The following is an 18,938-nucleotide window of genomic DNA, read 5'->3' as shown; positions in this document are numbered from 1 at the left end:
CCGTCACCAGCTCAGGGTGACGGTTAACGTATCGGTATAGGTCCCGGCGCGCGTCGGGCCGGGCAGGGTTAACAGGCCATAAATCGGCAGCACGATGTTATTGGCGTTGCTGTAACTCAGCGCCACCGGCGAGTTAACCGGAATCGCCGTGGTGTGCGCTGCGTTGGTATACAGGCTGTAGGCCACGGTATCGGTGTTACTGGTGTGTTTGAGATTGCGGCTGCTGGTGTAATTGCTGCCGCCATTGATGCTCATGCTGAGGGCGGTACCCGGCGTGCAGGCGAGGGTGAGGGTGGTGCTTTGCACGTAGCTGGCGCTGACGCTGCTGCTCGCCACGCCCGACTGGGTACCAAAATTCAGCGTGCCAAACACGCCGGTATTGGTACCGGAAATCACGCAGCCTGCCACCACTGACGCAGAGACCTGGAAGGTGGCCGTCGGCAAACTCCAGGCCGGGACGCTCCCTATCAGCAGGGCCAGGCTGCCAGCGCGCAGCAGCCAGACCATCCTTCTTACCCCACCGCTGGCGTCAGTAGTTCACCGCCACGTTAATGGTATCGGTGTAGGTACCGGCCGGAATCAGTGGGTTAAAGCCGCCGCCGACTACCCGACCGTAAATGGCATAGTTGGTGCCGAGCGTCGGATCGGTGGTGCCGCTGGCGGCAATGTTGGTGTTGTTGGCGATGGCGGTGGTAAACGCGGCGTCGCTGTACAGCGTGTAAGCAATGCCCTGCGTATTGTTGGAGCCGAGGATCAGGTAACGCGGCTGGCCGCTCACCGTACCGTAAATGGTGGCCGGTGCCGGATTACTGCTGGTGACCTGCACATTGAAGGTCTGGCCGGTGGTGCAGCGGACAAAAATGCCGTTCCCGGATGCACCCACCAGGGTGGCGTTTAAGGTATCAAAGGTTGCAGCGCTGCTACCGAAGTTCAGGGTACCGAAGTTAACCCCGCTGGTGGCGGACTGACCGTTCACCAGACAGCCGGTGGTGAGCGTCAATGTGGCATTGATGGTTCCCGTTGTGGTGGCAGCAAAAACCGTTGCAGGGGCGAGCGCGGCGCTCAGGCTGGTAGCCAAAAGAAAAAGCTTGAGTTTCATAATCAATCCTTACTGATTATCCAAGGTCAGTGCTTTTTCGCCTGGTGATTTATTAATGAAACGAACCCGTAAATAACAAGACGCCGCGATCGGCAAACGAACTTAATGCCCTGCCACCTAAGAAAATTCTTAAAGGCTGAGTTAGTGATTTATATCAGTTTTATTTACTATAGAACACCCTTTTGCCGCTTGTACAACGCACCGGAGAATTTTCGCTAATCAATTCTCCCTTTTCGCCGATAACGCAGTCATAACAAGGGCTGGCGGCCCGTTAAAAAAACCAAACGGCAAGTGTTTTCCCCCTCTACCGCGACTTCAGGTTCAATGCTATGTTCATGCATTAATCAGATATCATTACTTTTCCCGGCCGCGACAGACGATGAGAATAAAAAATAGCCGTGCAATACCTCCAGTTATTTATGGATCTGTTTTCGTGTCGCCACAGCGCGGGTGGTCATTAGCTGCCTCTCATTGATGTTTCCACTTTTTCTGTTGTTAATTGACGATACCGCACCTGCGCCGCCGCGGGTTGAGTTGAGGAGCGCACATGTTGCTGGTTACCTGGGATAGCGTTCTGGTTTCCGTTTCGCTGATTGTGGCGTTTATCGCGGCGTTTACGGCGCTGGATACCGCCGGGCGCGTCGCCGTGTCGCGCGGCCTGCTGGCGAAACTGTGGCTGGTGGCCGGCGGTACGGCGATGGGCATTGGCATCTGGGCGATGCACTTCATTGGCATGCTGGCGATGATGATGCCGATGACCATGCGCTATGACATTCCGCTCACCGCCTTCTCGCTGCTGATGGCAATTCTCACCAGCATCTTCGCCTTTGCGCAGGGCCTGCAGGGCAGCCATCTGACGCGCCGCCGGCTGCTGCGTGGCACGGTGATCCTCGGCAGCGGCGTGGTTGCCATGCACTATCTCGGCATGCTGGCGCTGCTGATCGAACCCGCCATTCACTGGGATTTGCGCCTGGTGGCGTTGTCGGTACTGATTGCCTACGGCGCATCCGGTGCCGCGCTGTGGCTGGCATTCCATCTGCGCCATGGCGAGAGCCTGCTGCTGATGCGCGCCTGCGCGGCGCTGGCGATGGGGGTGGCGATTGCCGGCATGCACTACACCGGCATGGCGGCCGCGCAGTTCAGCGCGCCCGGCAGCATGCAGCACCACGGCATGGGGCAGGAGGGGCTGGCGGTGTGGGTAACCATCATCACGCTCACCATTCTCGGTCTGACGCTGCTGATCTCGATGCTGGACGCCCAGCTGCGCGCGGCGCGTCTTGCCGCCCGGCTGCGGCGCGCCAACAGCGAGCTGCGCCAGCTGGCGCTGCACGATAATCTCACTGCACTGCCCAATCGCGTCATGCTGGACCAGCAGCTCAGCACGCAAATCAAACACGCGACGCTGTATGACCAGCCCTTTGCCCTGATGTTTATGGATCTCGACGGCTTCAAAGCGGTGAACGATACCTGGGGGCATCACGTCGGCGATCGTTTGCTGGTTGCCGTGGCGGAACGGCTGCGCACCCAGCTGGAAGCGGACATTTTGCTGGCGCGCCTCGGCGGCGATGAGTTTGTCATGCTGTGTCCGCAGTACGCGGCAACGCAGGCTGAAGCGCTGGCGCAGCGGCTGGTGCACAGCATTGATGCACCGTTTGAGCTGGATCGTTACTCGCTGCGCGTCTCGCTCAGCATCGGTATTGTGATCTTCCCGCAGCATGGCCGCAGCCCGCAGGAGATGATGTTCAACGCGGACTCGGCCATGTACCACACCAAGCACAGCGGGCGTAACGGCTGGAGCCTGTTTGAACCGGTGATGAGCGCGGTGGCGCAGCATCAGCTGGCGCTGGCCAACGATTTATGGAACGCGCTGGAGTGCCAGGAGATGCGCCTGTTCTACCAGCCGAAGTTTCGCGCGGGCGGGACCATTCTGATGGGTTTTGAGGCGTTACTGCGCTGGCAGCATCCGCGCCGCGGCTTGCTGATGCCGGATATGTTTCTGGCGCGCGCCGAGAAAACTGGCCAGATTGTGGCGCTCGGCAACTGGGTGATCAACGAAGCCTGCCGCCAGCTGCGGCAGTGGCAGGACGAGGGCAACCGCGACTGGAGCGTCTCGGTTAACCTGTCCGCACTGCAGTTTCATCAGCGCGATCTGATCGACACGCTGCGCCAGACGCTGCAGCGCTACCAGCTGCCGGAAGGCGCGCTGATGCTGGAAATCACGGAAAACATCGCCATGCGAGATCCGCAGTTCAGCCAGCAGCGCATCGCCGAACTGCAGCGGCTTGGCGTCAAAGTGGCCATCGACAACTTTGGCATTGGCTACGCCAATCTGCTGCATCTCAAGCATCTTGAGGCCAGCGAACTAAAGATTGATCGCGCCTTTATTAACAGCCTGCGTGCCGACAGTGAGGATGCAACCGTGGTGACCGCCATGCTGACGCTGGCGCAAAGCCTTAACCTGCGCATGGTGGCGGAGGGCGTGGAGACCGAAGAGCAGCAGCGCCTGCTGACCGGTCTCGGCTTTGACACGCTGCAGGGGTATCTGCTGGGGAAACCAACGCCGGCGGAGCGCATCGGCGAATTCACTGCATCAACGCAGATTGCGCCGCACTTTCCTGATAACGTGCTGCCGCTCACCGGCGCCTGACCAGCAATTTTTGTTCTCCTTCACATCGGAAGCTTTCATCGTTCAGTGACTCATATCGGCAGCCGGTCTGCCGATAATTTCAATTATAAAACCAACATTTTCTTTTTCATTTCAACAACACCACAGCTGACTTAACACAGCTTTTTTATATGGGAAATCACTATGTTAGTGACTTCGTACGATGCGTTTACCGTTATCGTTTCGATACTGGTAGCGATGCTGGCCTCGTTTACCGCGCTGGATATGGCGGGGCGCGTCGCTTCCTCCACCGGACGGGTGGCGCTGGTCTGGCTGCTGGGCGGCGGTTTCGCCATGGGCGTGGGCATCTGGGCCATGCACTTTATCGGCATGCTGTCGATGAGCCTGGATATGGTGATGAGCTACGATCCGCTGCTCACCGCCGCCTCAATGGTGGTGGCGATTCTCGCCTCCATCTTTGCCCTATGGCTGGTGTGCTCGTCCGGCGACTTGCCGTGGCGACGGCTGCTGGGCGGCGCGCTGGTACTGGGTTCCGGCGTGGTGGCGATGCACTACACCGGCATGGCGGCGCTGATGTTTGAGCCGGGCATCAGCTGGAACTGGGGCTGGATTGCGGTTTCGGTGCTGATTGCGCTGGTGGCTTCCGGTGCCGCGCTGTGGCTGGCGTTCAACCTGCGCGAAGGACATGGCCGCGTTACGCTACTGCGCGTCGGGGCGGCCGTGGTGATGGGCTGTGCCATTGCCGGTATGCACTATACCGGCATGGCAGCGGCGAACTTCCCGATGCACAGTCACGCCACCCATCACGGTGTGAACAGCGACTGGCTGGCGATGCTGGTCACGGTGGTGACGCTGGCGATTCTCGGTATTACGCTGCTGGTTTCGATGCTCGACGCGCGTATGCAGGCGCGCACCTCGATCCTCGCGCGCTCGCTGGCAGAGGCCAACCGCGAGCTGGCGCAGCTGGCGCTGCACGATAACCTGACGCGACTGCCGAACCGCATCCTGCTGGAAGATCGCCTCGAGCAGGCGATCAACAAGGCCAACCGCGAGCGCTCGCACTTTGCGCTGATGTTTATGGATCTCGACGGTTTCAAAGCGGTCAACGATGCCTTTGGTCACCACGTCGGCGATAACCTGCTGATTGCGGTAACCGAACGCATGACCGACCAGATGAAAGGGCACTACACGCTGGCGCGGCTGGGCGGTGACGAGTTTGTGCTGCTGATTGAGATCGGCGATCCCAATGATGCCGCAGCGGTGGCGGATGCGCTGGTAAAAGCCGTGGATCGCCCGTTTAGCGTGTCACGCTACGAGCTGATGGTGTCGCTGAGTATCGGCATCGCCGTTTATCCTGGTGACGGCAAGGATGAGCGCGAGCTGATGTTTAACGCCGACGCCGCGATGTACCACACCAAAAACAACGGCCGTAACGGCTATAACTTCTTCCAGCCGTCCATGAACACGCTGGCGCAGTCGCAGCTGCAGCTTAATAACGATCTGTGGCAGGCGCTGGATAGCAACGAACTGCGTCTGTTCTATCAGCCTAAGTACTGTGCGCCGAGCGGGCCGATCATTGGCTTCGAAGCGTTGCTGCGCTGGCAGCACCCGACGCGCGGCCTGCTGACGCCGGACAAGTTTTTACCCATCGCCGAGAAGACCGGCATGATCATTAATATCGGCAACTGGGTGATCAACGAGGCCTGTCGCCAGCTGCACATCTGGCACCAGCAGGGCCATCCGCACTGGTCGGTGGCGGTGAACCTCTCTGCCTTGCAGTTTGAGCAGTGCAACCTGGTCGACACCGTGACGCAGGCGCTGGAACAGCACCAGATCCCGGCGGAGTTGCTGACGCTGGAAGTCACCGAAACCACGGCGATGCGCGATCCGGAAGAGAGCGTGCGCATCCTCACCGAGCTGACCAGCATGGGGGTAAAAGCCTCAATTGATGACTTCGGCACCGGCTACTCCAGCCTGCTGTATCTCAAGCGCTTACCGGCCAGCGAGCTGAAAATCGACCGTGCCTTTGTTAACGAGCTGCAGGCCAAGTCGGAAGATGCCACCATCGTCTCCGCCATCGTCGCGCTGGCGCAATCGCTGGATCTCAAAGTGGTGGCCGAAGGCGTGGAAACCCAGGATCAGCAGGCTTTCCTCACCGGGCTCGGCTGCGACACCCTGCAGGGTTTCCTGCTGGGCAAACCGCTACCGCCAGAGCGCATCAGCGAGTTACCGGATTTTGTTAAAGACAAACCCGCGGCGCTGACGGCGGAGTAGGGGCTGGTTTCTGCCGCCAGGAGCTCCTCTCTCCCGCGTGCGGTATGTCTTTTCTCTCTCCCACGTGCACGCTGTGTGTCTTTTCTCCCTCTCCCGCGTGCGGGAGAGGGCCGGGGTGAGGGCCAGACCACACCCCACCCAACAAAAAAGCCGCAGCATCCCCGACACCTTCGCTCAGCTTCCAGTCGTACGATGCAACATCAGTTCTGAATGTCTCTGAGGACGCGATATCCTCTCCGAACCAATCCATGTAAACTGGCGCGCGACATTTCCGCAGCGGAGGCGCCATGGCCAAATACCAGCAGCTGGTAGATCAGCTACGTACGCAAATCGAAGCACGCATCTGGCCGCCGGGTGAAAAGCTGCCGTCGCTGCGCCAGCAGGCGGAGCAGAGCGGGTTAAGCCTGATGACGGTGATGCACGCTTACGAGGTGCTGGAGAGCCAGGGCTGGATTGTGTCGAAGCCGCAGTCGGGCTACTACGTGGCACCGCGCGCGGCGGAGAGCCGTCCGCGTTTGCCGACGCAGGCAATCGCTAAAACCGACCAGGCCGATACCAACAGCTTCGTGTTTGATGTGCTGCAGGCGACGCGCGATCCGGCCATCATGCCGTTTGGTTCTGCCTTCCCCGATCCGGAACTGTTTCCCCAGCGCCAGCTGATGCGCTCGCTGGTGAAGGTCTCGCACAATCTTAAACCCACCGATGCCCTGAATAATCTGCCGCCCGGTAATGAAGCGCTGCGAAAAATCCTCGCCCAGCGTTATGCGCAGCAGGGCATTACGCTGTCGCCGGATGACATCGTCATTACTAACGGTGCAATGGAAGCGCTGAATCTCAGCCTGCAGGCGGTGACCGAACCGGGCGACTGGGTGGTGATCGAAAACCCTTCATTTTACGGCGCGTTGCAGGCGATTGAACGGCTTAAGCTGAACGCGATTGCTATTGCCAGCGATGTGGAGCAGGGCATCGATCTGGATGAGCTGGAGCAGGCGCTGCAGCGCTGGCCGGTGAAAGCCTGCTGGCTGATGACCAACCGGCAGAATCCGCTCGGCTTCACGCTTAGCGCCGAGCGCAAACAGCAGCTGGTGGCACTGCTGACGCGTTATCAGGTGGCGATGATAGAGGATGATGTTTATAGCGACCTGTATCACGGCCACGATAAGCCGTTGCCGGCCAGAGCGTTCGACCGCGAGGGTTACGTGCTGCACTGCGGCAGCTTTTCGAAAAATCTGGTGGCGGGTTTTCGCGTGGGCTGGGTCGCGGCGGGGCGCTACGCGCAGCGCGTGCAGCGTATTCAGATGATGAGTACGCTCTCGACCAGCGCGCCGATGCAGCTGGCGCTGGCGGATTTTCTCAGCACCCGCAGCTACGATACGCATCTGAAAAAGCTGCGTCAGACGCTGGCGAAGCGCAAACAGCTGGCACAGCAGGCGCTGCGCCGCGTGCTGCCTGCCGAGGCGCATATCAGCGATACGCCCGGTGGCTACTTTTTGTGGATTACCTTGCCGGAGCAGATTAACGCCACGCAGCTGTATCATCTGGCGCTACAGCAGGGCATCAGTATTGCGCCGGGCCAGCTGTTTTCCAGCAGCGAGAGTTTCAGCCACTGCTTCCGTTTCAACACCGCCTGGCCATGGGATGCACGCGCCGAGGCGGCGGTAGAGACGCTGGGGGCGTTAATTGGTCAGCTGGCGCAGGGCGTTGCGGTAGAGAAGTGAGTGGTTTTTCCCTCACAACACCCGCAGCATTCTCACTTCGCAATCCACGTGGCCGGTACAGCCCATCGCGTCCGCAATCTGTTCAAAGCCCAGCGACTGATAGAGTTTAATGGCACGCGTCAGGCTGCCGGTGGTCTCCAGGTAGCAGCGCCGGAACCCGCGCTGGCGGGCAAAATCCATTGCGCGCAGCGCCAGTTCGCGCGCTAACCCCAGTCCGCGCACCGACGGCAGGAAATACATCTTCTGCAACTCACAGATATCCGGTGCGCTGCAGGCCAGTGGCGCCACGCCGCCGCCGCCGACCACCTGACCTTCATGCTCCACGATCCAGTAAGCGCTGTCTGCCGCACTGTAAAGTTCAAACAACCGATCGAGCTGCGGGTCGGACACGGTATAACCTTTATCCGCCGTCAGGCCGAACTCGGCGGAGACATCGCGGATCACCTGCGCAATCCGCGGATTATCTGCGGCGACAATCGGGCGCACCTGCAGGTTAAGTGGCGTGGCGGTGGTCATCATAATCTTCCGATAGAAAAAAGCCGGGCAGTGCCCGGCTTCGATTAAGCGTCAGGACTGAAGCGCTTACAATGCCGCAATCACGCCCTGCTGTTCAATCAGTTTTGCTTTTGATTGCTCCAGCTCGGCTACGCGCTCGCGCTCTTTCGCTACCACCGCTTCCGGTGCGCGCGATACAAAGCCTTCGTTAGCCAGTTTGGTCTGAATCTTCTCGATCTCGACATCCAGCTTCACCAGCTCTTTCGCCAGACGCTCCAGCTCGGCTTCCTTGTTGACCAGATCTGCCATCGGGATCAGCAGCTCCGCGCCATCAACAATCTTGGTTACCGAGACCGGACCTTTCTCGCCGGCTGGCAGAATGGTCAGGCTTTCCAGACGCGCCAGGCGCGACAGGAAGTTGCGGTTCTCTTCAACACGACGCTGCGCCGCCGGCGAGCAGTCGCGCAGCAGCACGTCGAGCGGCTTGCTTGGCGCGATGTTCATTTCGGCACGGATATTACGCACCGCCACAATCGCCTGCTTCATCCACTCGATATCGGCCTTCGCTTCCGCGTCTTCCTTCGCCGCGTCATACTGCGGGAACGGCTGCAGCATGATGGTATCGTGATCGATGTTCTTCAGCACTTTCACGCGCTGCCAGATGGTCTCGGTAATGAATGGGATGATCGGATGTGCCAGGCGCAGCAACGCTTCCAGCACCGTCACCAGCGTGTTGCGCGTGCCGCGCAGCTCCGCTTCGCTGCCGCTGTTCATCACCGGCTTGGTCAGCTCCAGGTACCAGTCACAGAACTGGTTCCAGGTGAAGTCGTACAGAATGTTAGCTGCGATATCAAAGCGATAGCTATCCAGCGCTTCGCGGTACGCTTTCACGGTGCTGTTGAATTCCGTCAGGATCCAGCGATCCGCCAGCGACAGCTTCAGCTCGCCGCCGTTCTGGCCGCAATCCTGATCTTCGGTGTTCATCAGCACGAAGCGGCTTGCGTTCCACAGCTTGTTACAGAAGTTGCGGTAGCCTTCCAGGCGCTTCATATCCCAGTTGATGTCACGACCGGTGGACGCCAGCGCGGCGAGGGTGAAGCGCAGCGCATCGGTGCCGGAAGGCACGATACCGTCCGGGAACTGCTTCTCGGTGCGTTTGCGAATCTTCTCAGCCAGCTGCGGCTGCATCATATTGCCGGTGCGTTTCTCCAGCAGATCTTCCAGCGAAATACCGTCCACCATATCCAGCGGATCGATGACGTTGCCTTTCGACTTGGACATCTTCTGGCCTTCTTCATCGCGGATCAAACCGGTCATGTAGACGGTTTTAAACGGTACCTGCGGCTTGCCGTTCTCATCTTTGATGAAGTGCATGGTCAGCATGATCATGCGCGCAATCCAGAAGAAGATGATGTCGAAGCCGCTCACCAGCACGCTGGTAGGATGGAAGGTGCGCAGCGCTTCGGTGTTCTCCGGCCAGCCCAGCGTAGAGAATGTCCACAGGCCGGAAGAGAACCAGGTGTCGAGCACGTCGTCATCCTGGCGCAGCGTCACGTCGGCGGCCAGATTGTTTTCCTGACGCACTTCTTCTTCGCTGCGGCCAACATAGACGTTACCGTTGTTATCGTACCAGGCCGGAATGCGGTGGCCCCACCACAGCTGACGCGAGATGCACCAGTCCTGGATGTCGCGCATCCACGAGAAGTACATGTTTTCGTACTGCTTCGGCACAAACTGAATGTCGCCGTTTTCTACCGCTTCCACCGCGACTTTCGCCAGCGGGGCCGTGCGCACGTACCACTGATCGGTCAGCATCGGCTCGATCACCACGCCGCCGCGGTCGCCGTACGGCACCGTCAGATCGTGTGGTTTGATTTCGTCGAGCAGGCCGAGCTCGTCAACGGCGGCGACAATCGCTTTACGCGCGGCAAAACGCTCCATCTTCTGGAACTGCGGCGGAATTTCATCGGAACAGGCATCGCTGACTTCACCGTTGGTGTCGAACACTTCCGCACGCTCGCGGATGTCGCCATCAAAGGTCAGGATGTTGATCATCGGCAGCTTGTGACGACGGCCCACTTCGTAGTCGTTGAAGTCGTGCGCCGGGGTGATCTTCACGCAGCCGGTGCCTTTCTCCATATCGGCGTGTTCGTCGCCGACGATCGGAATACGACGGTTCACCAGCGGCAGGATCACCTCTTTGCCGATCAGATCTTTATAACGTGGATCTTCCGGGTTGACCGCCACGCCGGTATCGCCCAGCAGGGTTTCCGGACGGGTAGTGGCCACCACCAGGTAATCTTTGCCTTCGGCAGTTTTCACGCCGTCCGCCAGCGGATAGCGAATGTGCCACATTGAGCCTTTGCTCTCGCGGTTTTCCACTTCGAGGTCAGAGATCGCCGTGCGCAGTTTCGGATCCCAGTTCACCAGGCGCTTGCCACGGTAGATCAGGTTTTCTTTGTACAGACGGACGAAGACTTCTTTCACCGCGTTGGACAGGCCTTCATCCATGGTGAAGCGCTCGCGCTCCCAGTCAACCGAGTTGCCAAGGCGACGCATCTGGCGGGTGATGGTGCCGCCGGATTCAGCCTTCCACTGCCAGATTTTTTCGATAAAGGCGTCACGACCGTAATCCTGACGCGTTTTGCCCTCTTCAGCGGCGATCTTGCGCTCAACCACCATCTGCGTGGCGATACCGGCGTGGTCCGTACCTGCCTGCCACAGGGTGTTTTTACCCTGCATGCGCTGGTAGCGGATCATGGTATCCATGATGGTTTGCTGGAAGGCGTGACCCATATGCAAGCTACCGGTGACGTTCGGCGGCGGGATCATGATGCAAAAGCTTTCCTGGCTGGTATCGCCATTCGGTTTGAAGTAGCCCTGCTGTTCCCAGTGCTCGTAGAGCGGCTGCTCGATATCTTGCGGGTTATATGTCTTTTCCATATCTGCTATGTCGTTTGCGGCGGGGGTGGCGTCGCCGTATTCAATTGGAAACCAACGCTGCGATACGCTTTATAGCGGTCGCGCGCCAGTTGTTTCAGGGATTCTTCATAAGGTACGAAGTCTATCACTTCATGGAAACCGGTAGCAAAATCTGCGAACTGCGGTAGCAGGCTGATCAGCAGATCGCGCGGCGCACTGCCGCGTCGCTGCGGCCAGGCCAGCTCAACCGGCGCGCCATAGCGCGGGCCTTCGCCGGCCAGGTTGTGCGGCACAAAGGCGTTGGCCGGACGCTGCCACAGTGCTTCATCCAGCCGATTGGCCTGCTGTTCATCTTCGCAGGCAATCAGGATGCGCTTACCGTCTCGCCAGCGGCTGGCGGCCAACTCGCACACCAGCGCTTCGATGGCGCTTAAGCCGTCGCTGGCGCTTTCAGACTCCATGACGAAGAAGGTGGCGTTTTTCATGGCAGGTTATTTCCATCAATGACAGTGGGGCGCATTGTGCGACAGTAAGATTGCGGCGTCCAATAATAAGGTCGCCATCAATGGCGACCCTGTAAACCGTGCGGCTGATAATCAGGTCGCCGTGAACGGCGACCCTACACCGTAGGGTGCGCAGTGATACGTATCATTACACCCGTAGGGTGCGCATTCATGCGCACCGTTCCAATGGCCGCACGGTATTTAACGCATTTATACGCACCATCACACCCGTAGGGTGCGCATTCATGCGCACCGTTTCAATGGCCGCAGGGTACCAAACGCATCCATACGCACCGTTGCAGCATTCGCCCCGGCTCTTAATCGTCGCCGTTCAGGCCAGCGCGGTTCAGCAGGAACTGCGACAGCAGCGGCACCGGACGGCCGGTCGCGCCTTTGGCTTTACCGGAGCGCCAGGCGGTGCCGGCGATATCCAAATGCGCCCAGTTAAATTTGCGCGCAAAGCGTGCCAGGAAGCAGGCGGCGGTAATTGCGCCGCCCGGACGGCCACCGATGTTGGCCATATCGGCAAAGTTAGATTCCAGTTGCTCCTGATACTCATCGGCCATCGGCAGACGCCAAGCGCGGTCGCCCGACTGCTCTGATGCGCTGATCAGCTCGTGCGCCAGCGGATTGTGGTTCGACATCAACCCGCTGACGTGATGGCCCAGCGCGATCACGCAGGCGCCGGTCAGGGTAGCGACGTCAATCACCACTTCCGGATCGAAGCGCTCAACGTAGGTCAGCGCATCGCACAGCACCAGACGGCCCTCGGCATCGGTATTCAGCACTTCAACCGTCTGGCCGGACATGGTGGTCAGCACGTCGCCCGGACGCATCGCGCGCCCGTCCGGCATGTTTTCACAGCCCACCAGCACGCCGACCACGTTCAGCGGCAGATTCAGCTCCGCCACCATGCGCATCACGCCGTACACCGACGCCGCGCCGCACATGTCATATTTCATCTCATCCATCGCCTCGGCAGGTTTGATGGAGATGCCGCCGGAGTCAAAGGTCAGCCCTTTACCTACCAGCACGATAGGGCGCGCATCGGCGTCGCTGCTGCCTTTGTACTCAATCACCGACATCAGCGACTCATTGTGCGAACCGGCACCGACCGCCAGATAGGCGTTCATGCCCAGCTCTTTCATCTGCTGTTCGCCAATCACGCGGGTGGTAACGTTTTTGCTGTACGCATCGGCCAGCTGACGTGCCTGCGATGCCAGATACGCGGCGTTACAAATATTCGGCGGCATATTGCTCAGGTCTTTCGCCGCTTTGACGCCGGCGGCAACGGCCAGACCGTGCTGAATAGCGCGCTCACCGCTGGTCAGCTCACGGCGGGTCGGCACGTTGAACACCAGCTTGCGCAGCGGACGGCGCGGCTCAACTTTGTTGCTTTTCAGCTGGTCGAAGTTGTACAGCGCCTCTTTAGAGGTTTCTACCGCCTGGCGCACTTTCCAGTAGGTATTGCGCCCTTTAACGTGCAATTCGGTCAGGAAGCACACCGCTTCCATTGAACCGGTGTCGTTCAGGGTATTGATGGTTTTCTGAATCACCTGTTTGTACTGGCGCTCATCCAGCTCACGCTCTTTACCACAGCCGATCAGCAGGATACGTTCGGACAGAATATTTGGCACATGGTGCAGCAGCAGCGTCTGGCCCACTTTGCCCTCCAGCTCACCGCGGCGCAGCAGCGCGCTGATGTAGCCATCGCTGATCTTATCCAGCTGCTCGGCAATCGGTGACAGACGACGCGGTTCGAAAACGCCAACCACAATGCAGGCGCTGCGCTGTTTTTCCGGGCTACCGCTTTTTACACTGAACTCCATGCACTCTCCTGAATCTTAAAGACAACGGCCTTAGCTGTCGTTAGAATGTAGCGCGTTCGTAACCCATTAATTTGTTGCGACGCCATGACAATTTAACGCCGGCGGCCATAATGAGTGGGGTGACAATGTGTTGTTTTTTCACCACCCTAACGCGTTCGTCATACTATTTTAGCTACCAAGACGGCCATTGATGAAGAAAAATGGCTGATAAGCGTTGAAACTAGCGATTTTCCTGCAAAAAGACAAGTTTTCACAGGCGTACTAAGCGTGATCATCATTAGATATCTGGTTCGGGAAACGCTCAAAAGCCAGCTGGCTATCCTGTTCATCCTGCTACTTATCTTCTTTTGCCAGAAGTTAGTCAGGATTTTGGGTGCGGCGGTGGATGGCGAAATCCCAACAAATCTGGTTCTGACATTGTTAGGACTTGGCGTGCCTGAAATGGCACAACTTATCCTGCCTCTAAGCTTGTTTCTGGCGATTTTAATGACCCTTGGGCGGCTGTACACCGAAAGTGAAATTACGGTGATGCACGCCTGCGGGCTGGGTAAAGGTGTCCTGATTAAAGCGGCGATGATCCTGATGCTGTTCACCTCGCTGGTGGCGGCGGTCAACGTGATCTGGCTTGGCCCGTGGTCCTCGCGCTATCAGGATGAAGTGACACAAAATGCCAAAGCCAACCCGGGAGCGGCTGCGCTGGCGGCGGGGCAGTTCCAGACCTCCAGCGACGGCAATACCGTGCTGTTCGTCGAAGACGTGAAAGGCAACAAGTTCGGCAGCGTGTTCCTGGCGCAGCTGCGACCGAAGGGCAATGCACGGCCATCGGTGGTGCTGGCCGACAGCGGTCACATGGAGCAGCACAAAGATGGCTCGCAGACCGTGACGCTGGACAAAGGCACACGCTTTGAAGGCACGGCGCTGCTGCGTGACTTCCGTATTACCGACTTCGTCAATTATCAGGCGCTGGTGGGGTACAAAGAGGCGGTGCTCGATCCTAACGATGCCGATCAGGCCGATATCAGCACGCTGATAAAAACCAAAACGCCGCAGTTCCAGGCGGAGCTGCACTGGCGTCTGACGCTGGTGTTCGCTGTGCTGGTGATGGCGCTGATGGTGGTGCCGCTCAGCGTGGTTAACCCGCGTCAGGGCCGCGTGCTGTCGATGCTGCCGGCAATGTTACTCTACCTGATCTTCTTCCTGCTGCAGAGCTCGCTGCGCTCCAACGCGGCGAAAGGCCGGTTTGATCCGGCGATCTGGATGTGGGTGGTCAACCTGGCGTATCTGGCGCTGGCGGTGGCGCTTAACGTATGGGATACCGTGCCGATGCGCCGTTTCCGCGCGCGCTTTAGCCGTGGAGGATCCGTGTGATGTTTAAGGTCCTTGACCGCTATATCGGCAAAACCATCTTCAACACCATCATGATGACGCTGTTCATGCTGGTGTCGCTGTCGGGCATCATTAAGTTCGTCGATCAGCTGCGTAAAACCGGGCAGGGCGCGTATACCGCGCTGGATGCCGGTTACTACACGCTGCTCAGCGTGCCGAAAGATATCGAGATCTTCTTCCCGATGGCGGCACTGCTGGGCGCGCTGCTGGGGCTGGGCACGCTGGCGCAGCGCAGCGAACTGGTGGTGATGCAGGCCTCCGGCTTTACCCGTCTGCAGGTGGCGCTGGCGGTAATGAAAACCGCGATTCCGCTGGTGCTGCTGACCATGGCGGTGGGCGAATTTGTCGCCCCGCAGGGCGAGCAGATGGCGCGTAACTACCGGGCGCAGCAGCTGTACGGCGGCTCGCTGGTATCGACGCAAAACGGCCTGTGGGCGAAAGACGGCAACGACTTTATCTACATTGAGCGCATTAAAGGCGACAACGAGATCGACGGCGTCAGTATCTATCGCTTTACCGACGAGCGGCGTCTGCTGAGCGTGCGCTATGCTGCCACCGCGGTCTGGAATAAAGATCGCAAACTGTGGGAGCTGTCGCAGGTGGATGAGTCGGACCTGAAAGATCCGAAGCAGATTACCGGTTCACAGAGCCTGAGCGGCGAATGGAAAACCAATCTTACGCCAGACAAGCTGGGCGTGGTGGCGCTGGACCCGGACGCGCTGTCGATCAGCGGTCTGTATAACTACAGCAAATATCTCAAACAGAGCGGCCAGGAATCCGGGCGCTACCTGCTGAATATGTGGGGCAAAATCTTCCAGCCGCTGTCGGTGGCGGTGATGATGTTGATGGCGCTGTCGTTTATCTTTGGTCCGCTGCGAAGCGTATCGATGGGCGTGCGCGTGGTCACCGGCATTAGCTTTGGCTTCCTGTTCTACGTGCTGGATCAGATCTTTGGGCCACTGAGTCTGGTGTACGGTTTACCGCCGGTGCTGGGCGCGATTCTGCCAAGCGGCGCGTTCTTCGCCATCAGTTTGTACCTGTTGCTAAAGCGGCGGTAGTGATGGTTGCAGGGGCGCGATTCAGGGCGCCCCTGTCATTCCCGCACCGTTACCGTAGGGTCGCCATTCATGGCGACCTTTTTTATTCATGCCAGCCAGGTCAATGCCCGCACCGTTAACGCAACGTCTGCACCCAGCCCGGCAGCTGCGACAGCAAAAACAGCACCAGGCCAATGGTACCGCCCACCAGCGTGCCGTTGATGCGGATAAACTGCAAATCACGGCCAATGTTCAGCTCAATCTGTTGCGACATCTCGCGCGCATCCCAGCTCTTCACCGTATCGCTGATGTGACGGGTGAGAAACGCCGCAAACTCCGGCGCGACACTGCGCGCAGCGTCTTCCAGATGCTGATTCATTGAAGTACGCAGTGCTTCATCGGCGGCGAGCGTTTCGCCCAGCCACAGCGCCGCCAGCCGCACCCGCTCCTGCACGCGCGAATCATCACTGTTGAGGTCGCTCTTCAGCCAGCGGCGCAGGTCCTGCCACAGCTCGCCAATGTAACGGTTAAACGACTCATCCTCTTTCAGCCAGTGTTTGATGGTCTCAGCGCGTTCGGCCATCTCCGGATCGCTTTTCAGTCGCTCTATCAGGCGCTGTACCGCGCGGTTAAAACCGAGGCGAAATTCGTGGCCCTGGTCGCGCGCCACTTCATCGAGAATCGAATCCACCGCGTTGGCGACCAGCTCGGCGCTGTGTTCGCCCAGCCATTCGGTCGGCAATACTTTGGCTTTGATCGGATGTTCGCGTTTCAGCCAGCGAACAATCTGCAGCGCGATAAACTCGCGCGTGCCGGGTTTGTGCAGCAGACGCAGCAGCTGTTGCACCGCAGCGTCCAGCAGCTCCTGATGGCGATTGTTTTTGGTCAGGCTGTCCAGCAGCAGCGCGCTGGACTGGGTCAGATCGACCTTATCCAGTGCGCGATGCACCGCGCGGCGCAAAAAGCGCTGAATACGCTGATCGTCAGTAAGATCGAGGAAACCGCGCATCACCTGCAGCAGATGGCGGCCAATGCGATCGGCGTTGCCCGGCGTATTGAGCCACTGCGCCAGCAGCTGTGACGGATCGTGGCGGCGAATCAGTGCCAGCAGCGAATCGGTATCGAGAAACTTCTCCTGCACGAAGCGGCCAAGATTCTCGCCGATGCGATCTTTGTTGCGTGGAATGATTGCCGTATGGCGCGAGATGAACGGCACCGGCACGCGACGAAACAGCGCCACCACCGCAAACCAGTCGGCCAGCGCGCCGACCATCGCCGCTTCGGCAATCGCCTTCAGCCCCAGCACCCAGAACGTGGGCGGCAGAAACAGCGTCACGACAAAGGTCGCGGCGGCAATCAGCAGCAGCGACAGGGCCAGACGCTTGCTCCGTTTTAATTGTTGATATTTATCCATACCACGATCATAGCAGAGGGCGATTAACGGCGGCGTCCACCGAGCAGACTGCCCAGCACGCCGCGGATGATCTGATTAGTCACCTGGCGCGCCGCGCTTTTCGCCACGCTCTGTACCACGCCGTCGCGCTTGCCGCCGCGCGGCCCGGTGCTGCCGAACAGAATCTCTTTCAGCCCACCCAGAATGCCGTCATCCACCGCCACGCTATTGCCTTTGCCGGGCGGCGCATCGGCCTGCTGCGGCGCGGCCTGCACGCCTTGCTGTAACATTTCGAACGCCGATTCGCGATCAACGGCACTGTCGTATTTGCCGTACAGCGGCGAATGGTTGATCAGGCTGTTGCGTTCATCAGGAGTGGCCGGCCCCATGCGCGAGCCCGGCGCGATCACCATGGCGCGCTGCACCATCGACGGGCTGCCTTTCTCATCGAGGAAAGAGATCAGCGCCTCGCCGGTGCCCAGCGCCTGAATCGCCTCCACGGTATTAAACGCCGGGTTGGCGCGCATCGTGTCGGCGGCGCTTTTCACCGCTTTCTGGTCTTTCGGCGTGAAGGCACGCAGCGCATGCTGCACGCGGTTACCCAACTGACCGAGCACATTATCCGGAATGTCCGCCGGATTCTGCGTAACAAAGTACACGCCAACGCCTTTCGAGCGAATCAGGCGAATCACCTGTTCCACTTTCTCCAGCAGCACCGGCGGCGCGTCGTTAAACAGCAGATGCGCTTCGTCAAAGAAGAACACCATCTTTGGTTTTTCCAGATCGCCGGCTTCCGGCAGCTGTTCATACAGTTCCGCCAGCAGCCACAGCAGGCTGGTGGCGTAGAGTTTCGGCTGCTGATAAAGCTTTTCCGCTGCCAGGATATTGATGAAGCCTTTGCCGTCAGCGTCGCAGCGCATCCAGTCACGGATATCCAGCATCGGTTCACCAAAGAAGTGTTCGGCACCTTGCTGCTCCAGCGCCAGCAGGCCGCGCTGAATGGCGCCCACCGAGGCGCTGCTGATATTGCCGTACTGCGTCTGAAACGCTTTGGCGTTATCACCGATGTATTGCGTCATGGCGCGCAAATCTTTGAAATCCAGCAGCAGCAGGCCCTGATCGTCGGCGATACGGAAGATAATTTGCAGCACGCCGGACTGCACCTCATTGAGGCTGAGCAGTCGCGCCAGCAGCAGCGGGCCGAGATCGGACACCGTTGCGCGCACCGGATGGCCCTGCTGGCCGAAGATATCCCACAGCATCACCGGATTTTTCTGCGCCTGCCAGTCTGTGACACCAATCTTCGCCAGCCGCGCCAGCAGCTTTTCCGAGCCGTCGCCCGCGGCCGCAATGCCGGAAAGATCGCCTTTGACATCGGCCATAAACACCGGCACGCCGATGGCGGAGAAGGATTCTGCCAGCTTTTGCAGCGTCACGGTTTTACCGGTGCCGGTCGCACCGGTTATCAGTCCGTGACGGTTAGCCATGGCGGGCAGCAGATGCAGTTGAAGGTCAGGCGTCTGGGCGATCAGCAGTGGGGTAGTCATGATGTTTGCGCTCTCCGGCATTGCGTAATGACTCAAAGAATAGCAAGCGGTGCGCGGGAGAGAGAGGGATATTTGGGTGAAAAATAAGGGGAGTTCCGGTTGCTGCCCG

13 protein-coding genes are annotated in these 18,938 nt (G+C 59.1%); 5 read left to right on the top strand and 8 right to left on the bottom strand.

Annotation, left to right across the window (positions count from 1 at the left end; all coding sequences use genetic code 11):
- Positions 1 to 3: 3 nt before the first annotated feature.
- Both KOL70_RS21375 and KOL70_RS21370 read right to left on the bottom strand, forming a co-directional pair.
- Positions 4 to 507 (bottom strand): spore coat U domain-containing protein, encoded by a 504-nt coding sequence (locus KOL70_RS21375; protein ID WP_021509579.1) that lies wholly within the window; start codon positions 505 to 507, stop codon positions 4 to 6.
- Between the two features lie 22 nt (positions 508 to 529).
- Complete coding sequence (locus KOL70_RS21370) at positions 530 to 1,099, bottom strand: spore coat protein U domain-containing protein (RefSeq protein ID WP_021509578.1); 570 nt, start codon at positions 1,097 to 1,099, stop codon at positions 530 to 532.
- 547 nt (positions 1,100 to 1,646) lie between these two features.
- Here KOL70_RS21370 and KOL70_RS21365 point away from each other — a divergent pair.
- The 3 genes from KOL70_RS21365 to KOL70_RS21355 all read left to right on the top strand — a co-directional run bounded on the left by KOL70_RS21365 (position 1,647) and on the right by KOL70_RS21355 (position 7,717).
- Positions 1,647 to 3,746, top strand: a complete 2,100-nt coding sequence (locus KOL70_RS21365; protein WP_215481553.1) for a bifunctional diguanylate cyclase/phosphodiesterase — start codon at positions 1,647 to 1,649, stop codon at positions 3,744 to 3,746.
- A 162-nt stretch (positions 3,747 to 3,908) separates the two neighbouring features.
- Positions 3,909 to 5,999 (top strand): bifunctional diguanylate cyclase/phosphodiesterase, encoded by a 2,091-nt coding sequence (locus KOL70_RS21360; protein ID WP_215481552.1) that lies wholly within the window; start codon positions 3,909 to 3,911, stop codon positions 5,997 to 5,999.
- 287 nt (positions 6,000 to 6,286) lie between these two features.
- On the top strand, positions 6,287 to 7,717 hold the full coding sequence (locus KOL70_RS21355) for a PLP-dependent aminotransferase family protein (RefSeq protein WP_058757217.1): 1,431 nt from the start codon (positions 6,287 to 6,289) through the stop codon (positions 7,715 to 7,717).
- A gap of 12 nt (positions 7,718 to 7,729) precedes the next feature.
- On the opposite strand, the gene KOL70_RS21350 is transcribed toward KOL70_RS21355, so the two are convergent.
- The 4 genes from KOL70_RS21350 to pepA form a co-directional block, all read right to left on the bottom strand.
- Positions 7,730 to 8,236, bottom strand: coding sequence for a GNAT family N-acetyltransferase (locus KOL70_RS21350; protein ID WP_370586218.1), 507 nt, complete (start codon positions 8,234 to 8,236; stop codon positions 7,730 to 7,732).
- Positions 8,237 to 8,299: 63 nt separating this feature from the next.
- Positions 8,300 to 11,155 (bottom strand): valine--tRNA ligase, encoded by a 2,856-nt coding sequence (locus tag KOL70_RS21345; protein ID WP_058757216.1) that lies wholly within the window; start codon positions 11,153 to 11,155, stop codon positions 8,300 to 8,302.
- A gap of 5 nt (positions 11,156 to 11,160) precedes the next feature.
- The gene (locus KOL70_RS21340; protein WP_058757215.1) at positions 11,161 to 11,619 is read right to left on the bottom strand and encodes a DNA polymerase III subunit chi; all 459 of its coding nucleotides are present in this window, start codon (positions 11,617 to 11,619) and stop codon (positions 11,161 to 11,163) included.
- Between the two features lie 335 nt (positions 11,620 to 11,954).
- Complete coding sequence (gene pepA, locus KOL70_RS21335; RefSeq protein WP_021506719.1) at positions 11,955 to 13,466, bottom strand: leucyl aminopeptidase; 1,512 nt, start codon at positions 13,464 to 13,466, stop codon at positions 11,955 to 11,957.
- Positions 13,467 to 13,733: 267 nt separating this feature from the next.
- On the opposite strand from pepA, the gene lptF reads away from it, so the two are divergent.
- Positions 13,734 to 14,834, top strand: a complete 1,101-nt coding sequence (lptF, locus tag KOL70_RS21330; RefSeq protein WP_031279533.1) for an LPS export ABC transporter permease LptF — start codon at positions 13,734 to 13,736, stop codon at positions 14,832 to 14,834.
- Complete coding sequence (gene lptG / locus KOL70_RS21325; protein WP_159377948.1) at positions 14,834 to 15,910, top strand: LPS export ABC transporter permease LptG; 1,077 nt, start codon at positions 14,834 to 14,836, stop codon at positions 15,908 to 15,910. The genes lptF and lptG overlap by 1 nt, the downstream gene beginning before the upstream one ends.
- A gap of 115 nt (positions 15,911 to 16,025) precedes the next feature.
- Here the strand turns inward: lptG and KOL70_RS21320 are convergent, their stop codons facing one another.
- Both KOL70_RS21320 and KOL70_RS21315 read right to left on the bottom strand, forming a co-directional pair.
- Positions 16,026 to 17,303, bottom strand: coding sequence for a DUF445 domain-containing protein (locus tag KOL70_RS21320; RefSeq protein ID WP_058757214.1), 1,278 nt, complete (start codon positions 17,301 to 17,303; stop codon positions 16,026 to 16,028).
- A gap of 23 nt (positions 17,304 to 17,326) precedes the next feature.
- A complete protein-coding gene (locus tag KOL70_RS21315) occupies positions 17,327 to 18,829 on the bottom strand; it encodes a helicase HerA-like C-terminal domain-containing protein (protein ID WP_215481551.1) in 1,503 nt (500 codons plus the stop codon).
- Positions 18,830 to 18,938: the final 109 nt, after the last annotated feature.

Source organism: Pantoea sp. B270 (assembly GCF_018726825.1).
Lineage (GTDB): Bacteria > Pseudomonadota > Gammaproteobacteria > Enterobacterales > Enterobacteriaceae > Pantoea > Pantoea dispersa.
Note: the sequence above shows the minus strand (reverse complement) of the source record. Positions and strands in the feature narration are given on the sequence as shown.